The sequence below is a fragment of the Coprococcus sp. OM04-5BH genome (assembly GCF_003482105.1).
Taxonomy (GTDB): domain Bacteria; phylum Bacillota; class Clostridia; order Lachnospirales; family Lachnospiraceae; genus Coprococcus.
In genome coordinates this window covers 298,326-317,308 of the sequence record NZ_QULM01000002.1, presented here as the reverse complement: position 1 = coordinate 317,308, position 18,983 = coordinate 298,326, and the positions used below count along the sequence as shown (strand labels likewise).

General features: G+C 41.6%; 14 protein-coding genes, 1 tRNA gene and 1 pseudogene. 15 read left to right on the top strand and 1 reads right to left on the bottom strand.

Going from position 1 to position 18,983, the window contains the following annotated elements; genetic code table 11:
• Nucleotides 1-33: 33 nt before the first annotated feature.
• From DXB54_RS06935 to DXB54_RS06870, 14 genes are all read left to right on the top strand, one after another.
• On the top strand, nucleotides 34-1,995 hold the full coding sequence (locus DXB54_RS06935) for a hypothetical protein (RefSeq protein WP_118694677.1): 1,962 nt from the start codon (nucleotides 34-36) through the stop codon (nucleotides 1,993-1,995).
• A 402-nt stretch (nucleotides 1,996-2,397) separates the two neighbouring features.
• Nucleotides 2,398-3,705: an ATP-binding protein gene (locus tag DXB54_RS06930; protein WP_118694676.1), complete on the top strand. Its 1,308-nt coding sequence runs from the start codon at nucleotides 2,398-2,400 to the stop codon at nucleotides 3,703-3,705.
• A gap of 215 nt (nucleotides 3,706-3,920) precedes the next feature.
• Nucleotides 3,921-4,472: a hypothetical protein gene (locus DXB54_RS06925; protein ID WP_021938971.1), complete on the top strand. Its 552-nt coding sequence runs from the start codon at nucleotides 3,921-3,923 to the stop codon at nucleotides 4,470-4,472.
• A gap of 304 nt (nucleotides 4,473-4,776) precedes the next feature.
• Nucleotides 4,777-5,892 carry an alanine racemase gene (alr, locus tag DXB54_RS06920; RefSeq protein ID WP_118694675.1) on the top strand — a complete coding sequence of 372 codons (1,116 nt, stop codon included), beginning with the start codon at nucleotides 4,777-4,779 and terminating at the stop codon, nucleotides 5,890-5,892.
• A 307-nt stretch (nucleotides 5,893-6,199) separates the two neighbouring features.
• Nucleotides 6,200-6,580, top strand: coding sequence for a VOC family protein (locus tag DXB54_RS06915; RefSeq protein ID WP_118694674.1), 381 nt, complete (start codon nucleotides 6,200-6,202; stop codon nucleotides 6,578-6,580).
• Nucleotides 6,581-6,592: 12 nt separating this feature from the next.
• Entirely contained in the window at nucleotides 6,593-7,267 is a 675-nt protein-coding gene (locus DXB54_RS06910) for a DNA alkylation repair protein (protein ID WP_118694673.1), read from the top strand.
• 87 nt (nucleotides 7,268-7,354) lie between these two features.
• The gene (locus DXB54_RS06905; RefSeq protein ID WP_118694672.1) at nucleotides 7,355-8,002 is read left to right on the top strand and encodes a methylated-DNA--[protein]-cysteine S-methyltransferase; all 648 of its coding nucleotides are present in this window, start codon (nucleotides 7,355-7,357) and stop codon (nucleotides 8,000-8,002) included.
• A complete protein-coding gene (locus DXB54_RS06900; RefSeq protein ID WP_118694671.1) occupies nucleotides 7,993-8,913 on the top strand; it encodes a Gfo/Idh/MocA family protein in 921 nt (306 codons plus the stop codon). Before DXB54_RS06905 ends, DXB54_RS06900 begins: the two co-directional genes overlap by 10 nt.
• On the top strand, nucleotides 8,879-9,370 hold the full coding sequence (locus tag DXB54_RS06895) for a pyridoxamine 5'-phosphate oxidase family protein (protein WP_021938978.1): 492 nt from the start codon (nucleotides 8,879-8,881) through the stop codon (nucleotides 9,368-9,370). The genes DXB54_RS06900 and DXB54_RS06895 overlap by 35 nt, the downstream gene beginning before the upstream one ends.
• A gap of 261 nt (nucleotides 9,371-9,631) precedes the next feature.
• On the top strand, nucleotides 9,632-12,853 hold the full coding sequence (gene carB, locus DXB54_RS06890; RefSeq protein WP_118694669.1) for a carbamoyl-phosphate synthase large subunit: 3,222 nt from the start codon (nucleotides 9,632-9,634) through the stop codon (nucleotides 12,851-12,853).
• Nucleotides 12,854-13,021: 168 nt separating this feature from the next.
• Nucleotides 13,022-13,972, top strand: coding sequence for an ABC transporter ATP-binding protein (locus DXB54_RS06885; protein ID WP_118694668.1), 951 nt, complete (start codon nucleotides 13,022-13,024; stop codon nucleotides 13,970-13,972).
• The gene (locus DXB54_RS06880) at nucleotides 13,959-15,326 is read left to right on the top strand and encodes an ABC transporter permease (RefSeq protein WP_118694667.1); all 1,368 of its coding nucleotides are present in this window, start codon (nucleotides 13,959-13,961) and stop codon (nucleotides 15,324-15,326) included. Before DXB54_RS06885 ends, DXB54_RS06880 begins: the two co-directional genes overlap by 14 nt.
• Entirely contained in the window at nucleotides 15,316-16,656 is a 1,341-nt protein-coding gene (locus DXB54_RS06875; protein ID WP_158578200.1) for an ABC transporter permease, read from the top strand. Before DXB54_RS06880 ends, DXB54_RS06875 begins: the two co-directional genes overlap by 11 nt.
• 202 nt (nucleotides 16,657-16,858) lie before the next feature.
• A complete protein-coding gene (locus DXB54_RS06870; protein WP_118694665.1) occupies nucleotides 16,859-18,337 on the top strand; it encodes an NCS2 family permease in 1,479 nt (492 codons plus the stop codon).
• 214 nt (nucleotides 18,338-18,551) lie between these two features.
• On the opposite strand, the gene DXB54_RS06865 is transcribed toward DXB54_RS06870, so the two are convergent.
• Nucleotides 18,552-18,623: transfer RNA gene (locus DXB54_RS06865), tRNA-Arg, on the bottom strand.
• Between the two features lie 180 nt (nucleotides 18,624-18,803).
• Here DXB54_RS06865 and DXB54_RS11990 point away from each other — a divergent pair.
• Nucleotides 18,804-18,983, top strand: a pseudogene (locus tag DXB54_RS11990) (hypothetical protein); the annotation flags it as partial.

The following is an 18,983-nucleotide window of genomic DNA, read 5'->3' as shown; positions in this document are numbered from 1 at the left end:
CATATTGAAAACACATACGAAAGAGGGATGAAAATGATAAATAATATTAGCGAAGCAATTCCTGCTGCACAGGCAGGAGATCAGGAGGGATTAAATTACATTTACTACAACACTTACAAAGACCAGTATACGCGGGTGTATGGTAATATTTCAAACATTGAGATGGCTGAGCAGGATAAGGAGAAGTTCATACAGGACATTCTTAAGGAAGCCTATGAATTTGTATTTGCAAATATAAAATATGTGACAAATATTAATCAGTTTGACGGCTGGCTGGTAAATGTAGTTGATGATATAGCGACCAGAAAGGTTGCTGAGCTTGAGTCGGATGATGATAAGTCAGCGGTTGGTGGAGTCATAGTCGGTGCCTCTGCCGGAGCCGGAGCAGCAGTTGGAGGTTCAGCCGCCGGAAATGTCTTAAATGCAAATGCAGCTGCCGCAGTGAATACCGGTGCAGTTGGAAGTCAGGCCGGAGAAATGGCAGGAAATGCTGTTGGAACAGCCACAGGTAAAGCAATGGCAGGTAATGGTGTGGCTGGCAGCATGACCGAGGCAGGCGTAGGAAAGGCAGCCGCCGGAGCAGGAAAAGCAGCAGAGGCAGGAAGAGCAGCTGCCGGAGCAGGAAAAGCGGCCGGAGCCGGAAAGGCAGCGGCAGCAGCAGGCGCTACAGGAGCCGCCAAGGGTGGAATTGTAGGAACAATAGGCTTTAAGGTTGTATGTGGCGTAATAGCTGTCGGTGTAGTAGGTGGTGCAGTTACCGGAGCCATTGTAAATCACAATGATAAAAAGAATAAGGTTGAGACCACAACAGAAGCAACATCAGAAAATACCACAGAGGTTGCCTCATCAGAAACAACCGAGGTCACAACAGAAGAGACCACAGAGGTCACTACAGAGGCAGCATATGCACCTGTAGCAGATGACGAATGGTCTAAGATCTTAAAGGGTGGACTTACTAAGCCAGAGTTTGAATTCATGCTGGCATATGTGTCAGAAAAAGGTGGCATGAATGATGATATTAAGGAGATCAAAAATGGTGATATCACGCTTCTTTATCTGACTAATGGACGTAGTAAATGTGAGCTGCAGCCAGTGAGGACAGAAGCAGAAAAAACAGTATACAAGCTGCAGGACGTAAATGATTATTTGTCTGTTGTGACAGATGATCTGTGTACAGAAAAGAATTGCAATGATCCTTATTATGCAGAGGTTAATGGGGATGAAATCAGCATATATACAGCAGTGACAGGCTCAAGAGACAATGATGCGGAGATTCTTGACAGCAGATACATGCCGGGAGAGGATATGTATGTGGAGTATAACTTTATGCTTCGAAAGATAGCAGATCCAGAAGATAACTATGATGTTGTGAGAACTGCAGTTCTATCACCTAAGGAGGATGGAAAGTATCAGGTTAGGGAGATCCTTGCAGGTTCTATAAAGGATAATTTCGGAGATCAGCTTGATGATAATGGACAGGATAAGAAGGCAGATAGGACTAAATCCGGACAGGCAGATATGTTCATAAAGACATTGAAGTCTGTTGATACTACACAGTATGAGGGTCAGCCGGTATACAATAATGATTCGTATAAGGTCACATATCAGTTATATGATTTTAATGGGGATGGTGCTGAGGATCTTGTAATATATTATCCTTTAGATAATGGACAGCCTATATTACAGAATTGTTTTGAAGTGTATATAAATAAGGGAGACCGGCTTGTAAAGGCTAAGAATGAGATTGAAAAGATTGAGGGAGGGTTTGTATATACTGATAAAGGTATATTTTATTATTGCTATGGCAGAATGAATGGAAACATGTATGTAACCACAGTTGATTACAATATGGGAGTAGTATCTGCCTTGTCGGAGGAGACTGTGACCTATGATGAGAGCGGCAGGGCTCTTCCTAGTAAATACACTGGCTGGGGAGTGGTACAGGATGTGCCACAGTATGATATAGATGACTACAGCCCATTACAGCAGGATTAGGATAATGACATTAAATCTAAGCAGTTGGAAAATATACAGACCGTGACTTTCACAAGTTCTAGTCTGTTTTAAGTTGGGCTTTTAATGCATCCCATTTTGTGTTATAATATTCAAAAATGTTGACAAAACTACATTTATGCTTTCTAAAATGTTGATAAAACTACATTTTTACATTGCAAAATGTTGATATGATGATATTTTTACTTTCAAAAATGTTGACAAAACTACATTTTGACTTTCTGGATTGCTGATACAACTGTTTTTGGTGATTTTCAATAGGAATATTTAGACTGTGTCAGATTTATGATTGTGTCAAGTTTTCTATGATAACTTGACATGTAGCGTCAGCCCTCGCCGCAGGCGATTTATTATGGGCTGATGTTCAATACGAGAGGTGAAGTTATGTTAAAAAGAAAAGCAAGTGAATTTATAAAAAAATGGGTTGAGTCTAAAGAAAAAAAATGTCTTGTGGTACAAGGGGCAAGACAAACAGGAAAAACATATGTCGTAGAACGATTTGCAGAGGAACATTATGAGGAATTAGTCGAAATAAATTTTAAACAGATGATCTCTGCAAAGGATATTTTTGAGGGCGATCTTACAGTAGATAATATGGTTATGGCTATGAGGTTCCGCTTTCCTGAAAAGAAGATTATTCCTGGAAAAACTATGATTTTTCTGGACGAGATTCAGGAGTGTCAGGAAGCGATAACGTCGCTTAAATTCTGGGCAACGGACAATCGATTTGATGTTATTGCATCGGGTTCTCTTCTTGGAATCGACTATAAACGTGCATCTTCTTATCCGGTTGGTTATGTTGATTATCTTAAGATGCATGGTATGGATTTTGAGGAATTTCTTTGGGGATTTGGAATTACTGACGACATGATAAAGAATGTGTGCAGCTACATGATTTCGAAAACTGCTATTCCTGAAGCAATTAATGTGCAGATGATGAATTATTATAGACAGTATATTGCAGTGGGTGGTATGCCAGAGGCTGTACAGAAGTATGTAGACACAAAGGATTTTCGAGAGGTAGACAGGATACAAAGGAGTCTTTTGCAGGGGTACCAGTATGATATAGCACATTATGCCAGCTCTGAAGAAAAAGTGAAAGCAGAGAATTGTTATCTCTCACTTGCAAAACAGCTACTGGACAAGGAAAATCATAAATTTCAATATAAGATAATTGAACATGGAGCCAGAGCGCAAAAATATTATTCCAGCATTGAGTGGCTGCTGCGTGCAGACATGGTACATCTGTGCAAATTAGTAACAGATGTCCGGTTTGATCTGGATGATTATACCAGAGATGATTTTTTCAGGGCATATACAACCGATCTGTCTCTGTTGATGGCAATGAAGGATTTTTCATTGAAGCAGCGCATTGTAGAAAATACTCTTGAGGGTAATTCAAAAGGTGGAATATATGAATGTGCAGTAGCAGATGCACTTTATAAGAAGGGATATCGATTATATTTCTACAAGAATGAAACATCAAAAAGAGAAATAGACGTAATTATTCAAAAGGATGGAAGCGTAGTTCCTATTGAAGTTAAAAGTGGAAATACACGCGCAAATTCTTTAAATGCTCTGATGAAAAATAATAAAGATATTTGTTACGGATATAAGCTTGTTGATGGAAACATAGGTGAAAGCGAGGAAGGAATAATCACATTGCCACTATACATGGTGGCATTTATTTAAGTGTTAAGGCTGTGTCAATTATTATAATAGCATAAAAATATTTAGTATATTTATCCAATGAGCAAACAGGGTATATATGGTAAAATCTTGTATATTTAAGCCTTAAAGGCTAAAGGATGTGTCATGTTTTCTATGAAAACTTGATATGTAACTCCAGCCATTTGCCAAAGGCAAATTTTGCATGGCTGGAGTTCTAAAGTTTGGAGGTTAAAGATATGGATTTTTCAGGTTATCCAAATATAAGTGCAGCTGTTGCAGGTTTTGGAAAGGTTAAGGAGACGGCATTTAACAAGAAGGCATATGCTCTTGCAGAGCAGTCATGGGCGAGTCTTTCTCCTCAGGAGATGACAGTCCTTGAACAGCAGATACCATATGGAGTTAAGATACAAAAGACATGTATTGTCACGCCGGTTGCTATAGTGGTTTACATAACAAAAACTGTCAGGGTTATCCCTGTCCGCAATGTAATGTGGATATATGGAAATGTTGTGAAGCAGACCACGAACTTTATTCCGACAGCCAAGTATCATACACTTTATCTGCTTGATCGTACAGGTGAGATCACAGCACTCTGTCAGGTAACTACAAATGGATTTTCCAAGAAAAATCCTACAGGTGAGGCTATGGAGCAGATCCACGGAGTTATAGGACAGTACAGAACAGGTGTGATCTATGGATATTCCGAGGATGTAGAGAATTATTTCAGAAATAATTTTGACGCTGCAATTCAGGCTATAGATATAAAATGTGCAAATGGTCAGCAGTAATTAAGATATACTGATAACGTAGATTTACAACGAGAAAAGTAGAATGACATAGAAACTAGATAATTACATAATATAAAACACCGGGAGGGAGACGCTTTGTCCCCCTCTTTTTGTTATGGCAACGAGTCAAGTGCAATAAGTTTTCATGCTTGCATTTGGCGACTGCTGAAAACAATTTGTAAACGGTACTTTTGCAAGTATTTTACAGGTATGAAACAACTAAAATACAAGTTTAAGCTATACTTTTAGATGTAGTAAGAAGATCTGGGATAAAAAAGATTTGGACTGGAATAGGGAGATAAATATGACTACATTGGATATCAGTATACAAGCACTTGAACACAACATAGATATAATAAGAGAACTGGCGGGACGGTCACAGATCATAGCAGTGCTAAAGGGAAATGCATATGGTCTTGGGCTGTGCAGATTTGCAGCGTTTCTTGAGAAGAGAGGAATAAGGCATTTCGCCGTTACAGAATTAAGCGATGCCATAGCTCTTCGGGATAATAACATAGAGGGCGAGATCCTTCTCCTTACCCCGATCCATGACGCAGAAAGTATAACACTGGCAATAAAGAATGGAATAACAATGAGCGTCACAAGCTATGAAAATGGTAAAGTCATTGAACAGACCGCCGGATATCTTAATCATTTCTTCGCCCATGTACATATGTGCATAGATACAGGCTTTGGCAGGTACGGATTTTTATATAATGATGAGCCGGAGGTCAAGGGCAGATGCATTGAAGAGATAACGGACATTTCCCAGAATATGCACCATATTCATGTGACAGGGATATACTCGCATTTCCATGCTGCATGCAGCAAGAATGAATGTAGTGTGAGAAATCAGTTTGATCTGTTTGAAGAGTTGTGTGGCAGTCTTGAAGATGATGGAGTGCTGGTGGGCATGAAGCATATTTCCTCCTCAACATCCCTTGTCCGTTTCCCTGACATGAACCTTGACGCTGTAAGAATAGGCTCTGCATTTCTTGGGAGACTTGCCGTAGAAAATCCCTATGACTTTGCAAATGTCTGCAAGCTGAGTGCAGCCGTTGATGATATCTATGAGCTGCCGGCAGGACATAATGTAGGTTACGGAACAGGATTTCGGCTGGCTAAGGCTACACGGACTGCAGTTGTGTCTGCAGGATATTTTCATGGTCTCGGTATGACCAGAGAGACCAATTACAGACGCCCCTCCTTCCTTGGTATGCTGCGTTTGTGCAAGCATGCCTGTATAAATAAGAAAACCACAGCAACCTTCGATGGAAGAAGTATGCCTGTCCTTGGACAGATAAATATGAATTCCTGTATCCTGGATGCCTCCAGGGTGAAGATTGCTGTAGGTGATCAGGTTTCATTTCCAATCAATCCGTTATTTGTGAATTCGTCTGTACCAAGGGTATATTGTTAGAGGCGTGGGACTTGTTTCCTCATAGACCTATATGTTAGAATACAAAAAGATGATGTTATTACATCATCTTTTTTGTTTATTGTAATGATGTCATAGACATCGTTACGCTGCAACAACCCTTGCCGCAGGCAATTTCAAATGGTTGCTGCTCTATTTATAACAACGAGTCAAGTGCAATATGCTTGCATGATTGCATTTGACGACTGTTAATCAGCGGATAAAACTCGCAAAACATGTTTTATCGCTGTTATAACAACGAGTCAAGTGTGACATGCTCGCATGTTCAATGGACAGGGAGGATAAGGGTATGATAAAAGGAATACATCATGTGGCTCTTAAATGCTGTGGAAATGAGGAATTTGAAAAGGTTGTGGGTTTTTACCGGGATGTGCTGGGACTTGAAGTTCTAAGAAGCTGGAATGAAGGAATTATGTTAACCACCGGTGCAGCCATTATAGAGATATTTAACAATGGTGATGATCATCCGGTACAGGGAGCTATACGCCATTTTGCATTTAGTACGGATAATGTTGACGAGGTGGCTGAGGCTGTGAGAACCGCAGGCTATGAAGTGTTTATTGAACCTAAGGATATCCAGATACAGTCAGATCCGGTCTTTCCCGCAAGGATCGCTTTCTGCAGGGGACCTCTTGGCGAGGAGATAGAGCTGTTCCAGGAAAAGGCGTAAGGAGAATTTAAAATGACAGAACTACAGCAGCGACTGTTTGAATTGCAGGATCTGAAATACAGGGACTTTCATTCAAGACTCATGCCGGGTGTAGATAAGGATAAGATCATCGGTATCAGGACTCCTGTTCTCAAGAAAGTTGCAAAGGAATACATGAAGGAACCGGGCTGGGCGCAGTTCCTCAAGGAATTGCCACACAAATACTATGAAGAGGATAACCTTCACATGATACTGATCGGTAGCATTAGGGACTACGATACATGCATGGCAGAACTGAAAAATATGCTTCCGTACATAGATAACTGGGCAACCTGTGATTTCCCAACACCGAGGATCTTTGAAGATCACAAGGAAGATGTGTTAAAGGAAATAGACAGTTTCCTTGCGTCGAATCATACCTATACAGTGAGATATGGTATCGGATTGCTTATGAGGCTGTTTCTGGATGACGATTTTAGGCCGGAGTACCCAGAGAAGGTGGCGGCAGTTCATTCCGATGAATATTATATAAATATGATGATAGCCTGGTATTTTGCTACGGCACTTGCCAAACAGTGGGAGGCAGTGGTTCCCTATATTGAGGAGCATAGGCTTGATGACTGGGTTCACAGAAAGACCATACAGAAGGCAGTGGAGAGCTACCGTATAACAGATGAGCAAAAAGCTTATCTTAAGACCTTCAGGTAAATGACAGGATAAAAATTTGCCGGATAAGGTTATATTATATATTAAAAGTTATAAGTTTTTACAAAATAAACAGAGGTGTGATTAAGTATGACCACAAGAGAAGAAGCACTTGAGTATGCCCTGTCATTTCCTGACTCTTATCAGGACGCTCCGTTTCATGATGATAACTGGCAGCTTGTAAGAGTAAAGGATAGCAAAAAGGCATTTCTCTGGACTTATGAAAGAAACGGCTATATTAATCTGAATGTAAAGGTTACACCGGATACCAGAGATTTAATGAGGATGGCTTATGCTTCCGTAGTTCCTGGATGGCACCAGAACAGGGAGCATTGGAATACCATTATCCTTGACGGAACAGTTCCCGATGAAGTCATAAAGCAGATGATCGCCGAAAGCTACGATTGTGTAACGGACAGCCCTACAAAGAGAATATACGAGGCAGTAAAGCGGATACCTAAAGGTTGTGTTGCGACTTATGGACAGGTGGCGGCTATGGCGGGGGATAAAAAGATGGCACGTGCTGTGGGTAATGCATTGCATAAAAATCCCGATCCGGAGCACATTCCATGCTATAGGGTTGTCAATTCCAAGGGTGAGCTTGCAGGTGCATTTGCCTTTGGCGGGGAGACCGTGCAGGAAGATAGGCTCATGGCAGACGGAATAGAGGTTGTAAATGGAAAGGTTGATCTTAATAAATATCAGATGAAAGACGAGGTAGATGACATATGGCAGTAAAATATAATTGGGCAACATATGGCGTAGGCGTTATAGGACATCAGCTTGCTGAGGCAATGAACAGTCTGGGAGGTTCCCTTTACAGTGTTGGAAACCGTACCTATGACAAGGCTGTGAAATTCGCCCGTGAGTATGGAATAAATAAGGTCTATAAGGATCCGGAGGAGATGTTCACTGATCCAGATGTGGATATAATCTATATATCAACTCCACACAACACCCATATAGATATATTAAAGAAAGCCATTGCAAATGGTAAGCATGTGCTGTGCGAGAAATCAATAACCTTAAACAGTGATGAGCTTGCTGAGGCGGTGGAGCTTGCTGGGAAAAATCATGTGGTGCTTGCGGAGGCAATGACCATATATCACATGCCTATATACAGGAAGCTTAACGAGATAATCGCAGAGGGAAAGCTTGGACCGTTAAAGCTTATACAGATGAACTTCGGAAGCTATAAGGACTGGGATATGAACAACAGGTTCTTTAACAGAAACCTTGCCGGTGGAGCAATGCTTGATATAGGCGTGTATGCCCTTTCATTTGTAAGGTGGTTCATGACAGAGACACCGGACAAGATGGCAACACAGGTGAGATTGGCCCCTACGGGAGTAGATGAGCAGGCAAGCATGCTGCTTATGAATGAGAAGCAGGAGATGGCTACAATAATCCTGTCATTACATGCCAAGCAGCCAAAGCGTGGAACCATATCATTTGAACATGGATACATAGAGATATACGAATATCCAAGAGGTGATGAGGCGGTCATAACCTACACCGATGACGGACATACAGAGAAGATAACTGCTGGAGCTACAGAGGAAGCTCTTCAGAAGCCAGAAATGAATGGGGACTCAAGTACCCGGAGGAAGAAATATGAGAAGAAAAGACAGAGAAGTTACAGATTTTAATGAGATCATAAAGATAGTTGATGAATGCGACATAGTGAGACTTGGGCTTGCTGACGGAGATTATCCATATATAGTTCCTGTGAATTTCGCCTACAAGGTGGAAGCTGGGAAGCTTTGCCTGTATATACACGGAGCCATGGCAGGAAGAAAATATGAAATGTTACAGGCAAATCCTGTGTGCAGCTTCGAGATGGATATTCCCCTTAAGATGGACTGCCTGGTGGAGCAGAAGGATGTGACCATGAGATACAAATGTGTCATGGGACAGGCAGCGGTTGAGTTCCTTGAAGGTGATGAAAAGCAGCAGGCAATAGATTACATCATAATGGATCGATATGATGAGACCAGGGATTTTCAGTACAACAAAAGTGCCGTTTCCCGTACCGCGGTGGCGAAACTCACAGTCACCCATATTACCGCCAAGGTCAACCCATTAACCGGCGGAGCAGACCTGTGATCATAACTGATCAACCGACGGAGCAGACTTGTAAGAGCAACTGATCAACAGGTGTGAGCAGACCTGTAAATACATATAATTAACCGCATGGAAGCACCTGAAAAATGTAACCGGCCGTCGGACAGTGAAAAGTTGTAAGCCGGAGACATTTGCACGTGCATATTTATGCAAAAAAATATTAAAAAAATTAAGTTTCTTGTTTATAAAATTAATAAAATTGTGTATAATAAGAAATTGAATAAAAATACAGTGGAGGTAATTATGCCAAAGAGAACAGATATAAACAAAGTACTTATTATTGGATCAGGTCCTATAGTTATAGGGCAGGCATGTGAGTTTGATTATTCAGGAACACAGGCGTGTAAAGCCCTTAGAAAGCTTGGATATGAGATCGTACTTGTTAATTCCAATCCTGCAACTATCATGACAGATCCGGAGACAGCAGATGTTACATATATTGAGCCCCTTAATGTAGAACGTCTTGAGATGATTATTAAGAAGGAACGCCCTGATGCGTTACTCCCTAATCTTGGTGGCCAGTCAGGACTCAATCTTTGTTCAGAGCTTTATAAGGCTGGAATTCTTGATAAGTATAATGTAAAGGTTATCGGTGTTCAGGTTGACGCCATTGAAAGAGGCGAGGACAGAATTGAGTTCAAGAAGACAATGAACGAGCTGGGTATCGAGATGGCAAGAAGTGAGGTTGCCTATACAGTAGATGAGGCACTTGCTATCGCAGACAAGTTAGGTTATCCTGTAGTACTTCGTCCTGCTTACACAATGGGTGGAGCCGGCGGCGGTCTCGTATACAACAAGGAAGAACTTAAGGTCGTATGTGCAAGAGGTCTTCAGGCAAGTCTTGTAGGTCAGGTTCTTGTTGAGGAGTCTATCCTTGGATGGGAAGAGCTTGAGCTTGAGGTAGTACGTGACTGTGAAGGCAACATGATCACAGTATGCTTTATTGAGAATATCGATCCACTTGGAGTACATACAGGTGATTCATTCTGTTCAGCACCTATGCTTACAATTTCTGAGGAATGTCAGAAGAAGCTTCAGGAGCAGGCATATAAGATAGTAGATAAGGTACAGGTTGTAGGTGGTACGAATGTACAGTTTGCCCATGATCCTGTATCAGACAGAATAATAGTTATAGAGATCAACCCTCGTACATCCCGTTCATCAGCCCTTGCGTCAAAGGCAACAGGTTTCCCTATCGCTCTTGTATCGGCAATGCTTGCAACAGGTCTTACACTTAAGGATATCCCATGTGGTAAGTACGGAACCCTTGACAGATATGTACCTGACGGAGATTATGTGGTTATCAAGTTCGCTCGTTGGGCATTTGAGAAGTTCAAGGGTGTAGAGGATAAGCTGGGTACACAGATGCGAGCCGTAGGTGAGGTCATGAGTATCGGTAAGAACTATAAGGAAGCCTTCCAAAAGGCTATCAGAAGCCTTGAAATCGGAAGATACGGACTTGGTCATGCCAAGAACTTCGATACACTTTCAAAGGAAGAGCTTCTTAACATGCTTATCACACCATCATCTGAGAGACATTTCATTATGTATGAGGCTATCAGAAAGGGTGCTACAAATGATGAGATATTTGAACTTACAAAGGTTAAGCATTACTTCATACAGCAGATGAGAGAGCTTGTTGAAGAAGAGGAGGAGATTCTTAAGTATAAGGGTGGACTTCCTGCAGATGAGCTTCTTATCCAGGCTAAGAAGGACGGCTTCTCAGACAAGTACTTAAGTCAGCTTCTTGAGATAGCAGAGGATGATATCAGAAACAAGAGGATCGGGCTTGGTGTAGAAGAGGCATGGGAAGGTGTACATGTATCAGGCACAGAGGACAGTGCTTATTATTTCTCAACATATAATGCAGAGGACAAGAGCGAAGTTACAGATAACAGAAAGATCATGATCCTTGGCGGTGGTCCTAACAGAATAGGACAGGGTATTGAGTTCGATTACTGTTGTGTACATGCAGCTCTTGCGTTAAAGAAGCTGGGATTTGAGACAATAATCGTCAACTGTAATCCTGAGACAGTTTCAACAGACTACGATACATCAGACAAGTTATACTTCGAGCCGTTAACACTTGAGGATGTATTAAGTATATATAAGAAGGAGAAACCACTTGGTGTTATCGCACAGTTTGGTGGTCAGACTCCACTTAACCTTGCAGCAGACCTTGAGAGAAATGGCGTTAAGATTCTTGGAACATCTCCTGCAGTTATCGATCTTGCAGAGGACAGAGATCTGTTTAGAGAGATGATGGACAAGCTTGAGATCCCGATGCCTGAGTCAGGAATGGCTACAACTGTTGATGAGGCAGTTTCAATCGCCAACAGCATAGGTTACCCTGTAATGGTTCGTCCTTCATACGTTCTCGGCGGACGTGGAATGGAAGTTGTATATGATGACGCCAGCATGGCAGACTACATGAAGGCGGCAGTCGGTGTGACTCCTGACAGACCAATACTTATCGACCGTTTCCTTAACAATGCCCTTGAGTGTGAGGCAGACGCTATAAGTGATGGAACACATGCATTTGTCCCTGCTGTTATGGAGCATGTAGAGTTAGCCGGTGTACATTCCGGAGATTCAGCATGTATCATTCCATCAGTACACATCTCAGAGGAGAATGTTAAGACAATTAAGGAATATACAAGAAAGATAGCAGAGGAAATGCATGTAAAGGGTCTTATGAACATGCAGTATGCTATTGAGAAGGGCAAGGTATATGTTCTTGAGGCAAATCCAAGAGCCTCCCGTACAGTACCTCTTGTTTCAAAGGTATGTAATGTAAGAATGGTACCTATCGCAACAGATATAATCACAAGTGAGCTTACAGGAAGACCATCACCGGTTCCTGAACTTAAGGAGAAGCATATTCCTTACTACGGTGTTAAGGAGGCTGCATTCCCATTCAATATGTTCCAGGAGGTTGATCCTATCCTCGGACCTGAAATGCGTTCAACAGGTGAGGTTCTCGGACTTTCACCATCATACGGTGAGGCATTCTTTAAGGCTCAGGAGGGCGTAGGTTCTAAGCTCCCTATGTCAGGTAAGGTTCTTATGTCAGTAAACAGAAAGGACAAGGAGGATATCGTAGCTCTTGCCAAGAGATATAATGCTGCAGGCTTCGAGATCGTAGCTACAGGCAATACCTGTGACCTTATTACAGCAGCAGGAATACCTGCCAAGAAGATAAAGAAGCTCTATGAGGGCCGTCCGAACGTACTTGACGCCATTACAAATGGTGAGATTGATCTTATAATCAACTCCCCTATCGGCAAGGAAAGTGTAAGTGATGACAGTTACTTAAGAAAGGCTGCCATTAAGACTAAGACTCCTTACATGACCACAATAGCTGCTGCCAAGGCAACTATCGAGGGAATAGAGTATCTTAAGACTCATGACAACTGTGAGAGTAAGTCATTACAGCAGCTCCACAGTGAGATAACAGACAAATAAGATATACAATGTCCTAGACATCATTACAATAATCTTAAAGGGCTGGCACGAAAAATAATGTGACGGCCCTTTGTTCAGTTATAAGGGTGGATTTTTAATAGACTGATGTTCAATACTTGTGTCAAGTTTTATATGAAAGCTTGACATTCAATATGGGAGGAAAGAAATATGGGACTTGAAATAAAAGACCTGGTGAAGAGCTACGGAGACAGAGTTGTTGTGGATCATCTGTCATTTGCCATGGACAGACCGGGAGTATATGCTCTGTTAGGTACGAACGGAGCAGGTAAAACAACATCTTTAAGAATGATATTAGGTATGCTTAAGCGTGATGAGGGCGAGGTGTTATTTAACGGAAAGCCCCTTTCCACGGAAGAGGTAAATGTAGGTTATCTGGCAGAGGAGAGAGGTCTATATCCTAAGGTCACACTTATGGATCAAATGCTCTACTTCGCTGCACTTAAGAATGTACCTAAGAAACAGGCTGCAGAAAGGATAAAGTATTGGGCTGAGAAATTAAAACTTATGGAATATTTCTATCCGGAGCCGGTCATGAAGAAGGGGAGAAAGGTTCCTGCCAAGCCCTATAAGGCAGACCAGTTAAGTAAGGGAAATCAGCAGAAGGTACAGCTTATGGCAACCTTGATTGCGGATCCTGACATAATTGTACTGGATGAGCCGCTGTCAGGTCTTGATCCGGTTAATACCAATATCTTCAAGGATATAATCCATGAGGTAGCTGCAAATGACAAATATATAATCATGAGCTCCCATCAGATGGCAACCATAGAGGAGTTCTGCAGTGATATCACCATATTAAATCACGGCAATGTGGTGCTTAGCGGCAACTTAAACGAGATAAAGAAGAGCTATGGAAGAGTAAATCTCATAGTCAAGGCAGAGGAGGATATAAGCTCATATATAAATGAGCTGGGACTTAAGATCAAAGAGGAGACTCCCGATGCAATAATGGTCAAGCTTGACAGGGAGGAGCAGGCCAATGAGCTTCTTCACAAGCTTGTTGATGCAGGTGTGAACATCATCAGGTTTGAACTGGCGGAGCCGTCGTTACATGAGATTTTTGTTGAGAAGGTAGGGGATGTAAATGAAGAAAAGTGATTTTGCAGGCTTTAGCTATGTCTTTAAATTTACCCTCAGGCAGACACTTAAGCAGAAATCCTTCATAGTAGCATTTGTCATAATGCTTATTGTGGCTATCGGGGCATTTCCTGTTATAGCCATAGGACAGAAAAAGGATGGAGATTCCTCAGATTCTTCATCTGTAGAGAAGCTGTATGTGATAAATGAAACTAATATTTCCGAGCTGCCCATAGAGCTTGAAAATAAGAATATCCACATAGAAAGTGTGTTTTCCGGGGAAGACTATAGCGAAGAAGATGTTAACAATTTTTATAACACTGTAGACGAAAATAATGAAAATGCGGTCATACTAAGGGCCAAGATGGATCTGGAATCGGGAGGATATATATTCGACATGTATTATCCTGAGAACAGCAAGGTGTCTGAGGATGATGTGTATTCCCTTGGAACAGAGCTAGAGGACTGGTTCTCCGAGTATAAGGTGCAGATCCTTAATATAGATAAGGACACCCTTATGAAGGTGACAGCGGGAGTAACAACAGATGTTATGGATATTGATGAGTTCAGAAAGACTGATGAGGTTAGTACCATATCCCTCACCCAGTTTTCTGTTGTATATGTGATGCTGGTATTGTTTTATATGATAATCGTTATGTCTGCTTCCCTTGTGGCAAATAAGGTTGTGGAGGAGAAGGCCAACAGGATCGTGGAATACCTTATGACCACCGTAAGACCTATGGCATTGATGTTTGGTAAGATCATGGCTATGCTGGTGGCAACTGTGGGACAGGTGCTCATAATAAGCGGGGCAGCAGTTCTGTCAAAGAATATCACAGACACTGTCATTGGAAACGGAGCTTCACCAGATGGTAAGAGTGTGATACCTTTTGACGTTCTTACAGGACTTGATGTGAAGGGATATGCCATATGCATACTGATACTTATAATCGGAATGATAATGTACGGTATGCTGTCGGCTTTATTTGCAGCGTCGGTAAGCAGGATGGAGGATCTGCAGCAGGGAATGAAGGTATATAGTATGATAATACTTATAGCTTTCCTGGTGTCATTTGCAGCAGTCAATACCATGGTAAACGTGGGGGTGAATGGATTTGTAGATTTTTGTGTTTATTTTCCTCTTACTTCTGTGATGGTTCTGCCGGGTATGATCATAATAGGAAAGGTAAATCTGGTTATGGTAGCTGTATCGGCTGTTATAATGGTGGTATTTGCCGTTGTATTGCTTAGATTTGTTGCGTCTGTATACGAGAATGTCATAGTTATGAACGGTAATCCTATCGGGGTGAAGGAAATGATAACCATGGTAAAGTATGCTTTTTCTGGAAAGGGGGCTGCCGGAAATGAAAAATAAAATGCATGGATTTAAAACTGTATTTTCCCATAATCTTGGGATCCATATGAAATCTAAGAAATATCTGGCAGTGACCATAATACTGGCAGTGTTCCTGCTTGCGGGAATAAGTATATTTATCATGATCATGAGTGACAAAAACAGCAGGAAAGATCAGTATACATACAATGTGGACAAGGTTTATGTTGTTGATGAGACAGGACTTGGAGTTCCGGATTACAGCACGTATGGAGCAGCACTTGGATATGAGGACGCCGCTGATACGGAATTTGTCACATCTGATAAAAGCCCGGAGGAGCTGGTGGATACGGATGGAGCACAGTATGTGGTAGTACAGAAGAAATCCGGTGATTCCTTTGTGCTGTGTGTTATCTTTGGCAATACTGATAATGTGACAGATGAGCAGGTTGATTTCAACACCGCTGCAATGGAGGAATATCTTGTGCCTTGTTTTAAGACCCATCTGTTCCAGGTATCAGGTCTTACCGGGGAGCAGATAGTACAGGTTATGCTTCCTACCGCCATCAATGTATCAAAAATCGGTGGAGAAAGTGAGAACCAGAGCAAGCATATAGTTGCGGTTATCATGATGATGGCGTTTGTAATGATCATATATTTTGCAGTTCTTATTTATGGTCAGCAGATATGCGCAGATGTACCTATGGAGAAGACCAGTAAGCTGGTGGAGCAGATAATGATGTCCGTGACACCTTATGCCCTGGTAAGCGGTAAGATACTTGCCATGGTATTTGCCAGCGTTATTCAGTTCATTATATGGATAGGCTGCATTGTCGGTGGTGTACTGCTTGGAGATGTTCTGTCTAAGACTGTCTTGGGCGTTGATACCAGTGCGGTGACAACAGCTTTAGATCTTTTGAGGGATTGGTTCGACGGCATGGGATTTTCAGGGATTTCAATAGTTCTTGCGGTGCTGCTTTTTATTGCAGGACTGGTATTCTACCTTATGCTGGCGGGACTTGCAGGCTCGGCTCTTGCAAGGCCTGAGGACGCAGCAAATGTCCAGAGCATATTTATAATTCCTTTAGTGGCAGCATTCATGCTGGTGTTGTTTGCTTCAGGCTTGACAGCATCGGGAAATTACAATATCCCATTGGCATATAATCTTGTACCGTTTTCTGCGGCAATGACGGCTCCTGCCAGTGTGCTCATAGGAACACTTTCTGTTCCTATGGCTATAGTGTCCCTGATCATTTCTGTTGTATCGGGAATGATCATCCTCTACGTTGCGGCAAGACTGTACAAGGGCATGATGTTCTTTAACGGCAAGAAGGCAAAGCTTAAGGATTTTATCAGTGCAATAAAGGGATAAAATTTCAGATTTTTTCATAAAATTTTTAAAAATATAAAATATCTCGTCATTATCACTTTGAAAATCGTCAAAATATGTTAATATAATAGGGTAAAAATGTAATATTAATGTCTCTACTTTGACGAATAGGAGGGGAAGAGTTTAAAGGAAATAAATCTGAGATGAGAATATTACCAAAAAACTAAATCAGGAGAGAGCAAAAATGGACAAATTTTTTAAGATTTCCGAAAGAGGAAGTTCAGTAAAAACAGAGATATTTGCCGGAATCACAACATTCTTTGCTATGGCATATATCATTTTTGTAAATCCAAACCAGGTTGCTGCGGAAGGTGCAAACGGCTGGTTGGTAGGACTTGGTGCAGACCCTGTAGCTATGGGTAAGATATGGAATTCTGTATATATCGCATCAATCATTGTAGCTATTATCGGTACATTACTTATGGCATTTGTTGCTAAAATGCCATTTGCCCAGGCTTGTGGAATGGGTCTTAACTCATTCTTCTGTACAATATTTGTATCAGGTGCATTCTTCGCCGGTGCAGATGTTATCACAGGTTATCAGTCAGGTCTTGTGGTAGTATTCCTTTCAGGTGTGGTTTTCCTTATTCTTTCAGTTACAGGACTTAGAAAGTATATTGCAATTTCACTTCCTGAATGTCTCAAGAAGTCAATATCAGCAGGTATCGGTCTTTTTATCGCCCTTATCGGATTAAAGAACGCAGGAATAATAGAGGACAATCCTTATACATTTGTTCAGTTCTTTGATTTCCACGGAAGAATTTCTTCTATAGGCACAGAGGTTGATGGTGTTGTTACAACATCATTTGATGTCTGGAGACAGTGCGTACCTGTTCTTGTAGCAATCCTTGGTGTATTCATCATTGCAGCCCTTGCAAGACGTGGTTTAAAGGCAAGCGTTATCATTGGTATCCTCATATCAACAGTTCTTTACTGGGCAATGATGTGGGAGGTCCCAAGCTTTGACGTAAGCGGTATCTCACAGTCGTTCAAGGATTTCGGCGAGATCGGATTCTTAGGTGTATTCAATGGTGACGCATGGTCAGCACTTGTTGACAGCTCTTATATTGGTGGTATATTCTCAGCTATAATGCTTGTTGTAGCATTCTGTCTTGTAGATATGTTCGATACTCTTGGAACTATCTATGGTACAGCAACTTCAGCAGGTATGCTTGATGAAAACGGTGATCCTATAAGTCTTGACCAGGCAATGCTCTGTGACTCTATCGGTACAGTATCAGGCGCTGTACTTGGTACATCAACATGTACAACATTCGTAGAGTCAGCATCGGGTGTTGGTGCCGGCGGTAGAACAGGCTTTGCCAGTGTTATCACTGCTGCATGCTTTGCTGTGTGCTTATTCTTAAGCCCACTTGCAAGCATTGTTCCTAGCTGTGCAACAGCTCCTGCTCTTATATATGTAGGTGTTCTTATGTCTAAGAACTTCGCTAAGGTAGACATGGATGATATGGGTTCGGCAGTTCCTGCTTTCCTTACACTCATCATGATGCCACTCACATACTCAATTTCAAATGGTATCGGTATCGGTGCGATTTCTTACACAGTTATCGCCCTCTTTACAGGAAAGTTCAAGAAGAAGGATATCATAGTAGCGATCATTGCACTTCTCTTTATATGCAAGTTCGTAACGGTAACTATGTAACACGGTCCCCCCATTTCGTCAACGCTGTTTCAGGTCACAGGATTTGAGGCGGTGCTTCCTCAAGGGACTTGAGATACACACAAATAGAGCAGCAACCATTAGAAATATGGGTTGCTGAAGCGTAACGATGTCACGGATATCATTACAAACAATAAAAATAAAAGGACCCGTGGAAAGATGAGTGATCATTTTTTCACGGGTCCTTTTATATATACGCACCAGAGTGGAATCGAACCACCGCACATGGCTCCGGAGGCCATTGCTCTATCCACTGAGCTACTGGTGCAACAAGAGTATTTTAATACAAAAAGTAGTTATTAGCAAATATTATTTTATGGTTGTGGGATATTTTATGGTCTTGGGATATTTTGCATTTAATATAAACTTGCAATTTGACAATGATAATGTTAATATTCACCTTGTATGATTACAGATAGAGTGTGAAACGAAAGGTTCGGTGCTTGTAATGGCTAAGAATAAAAAGAAGAATAACGAAGAAATTTATGACGATCTGCCGGATAAAGATATAAATGACGATACATCATATGATGATACTGATTATGCTGGTGAAGTGTATGATGACGAGACGGCTTATGATGATGAAGCTGATTATGACGATGATGTAGAGTACCCGGATGATGGTGAG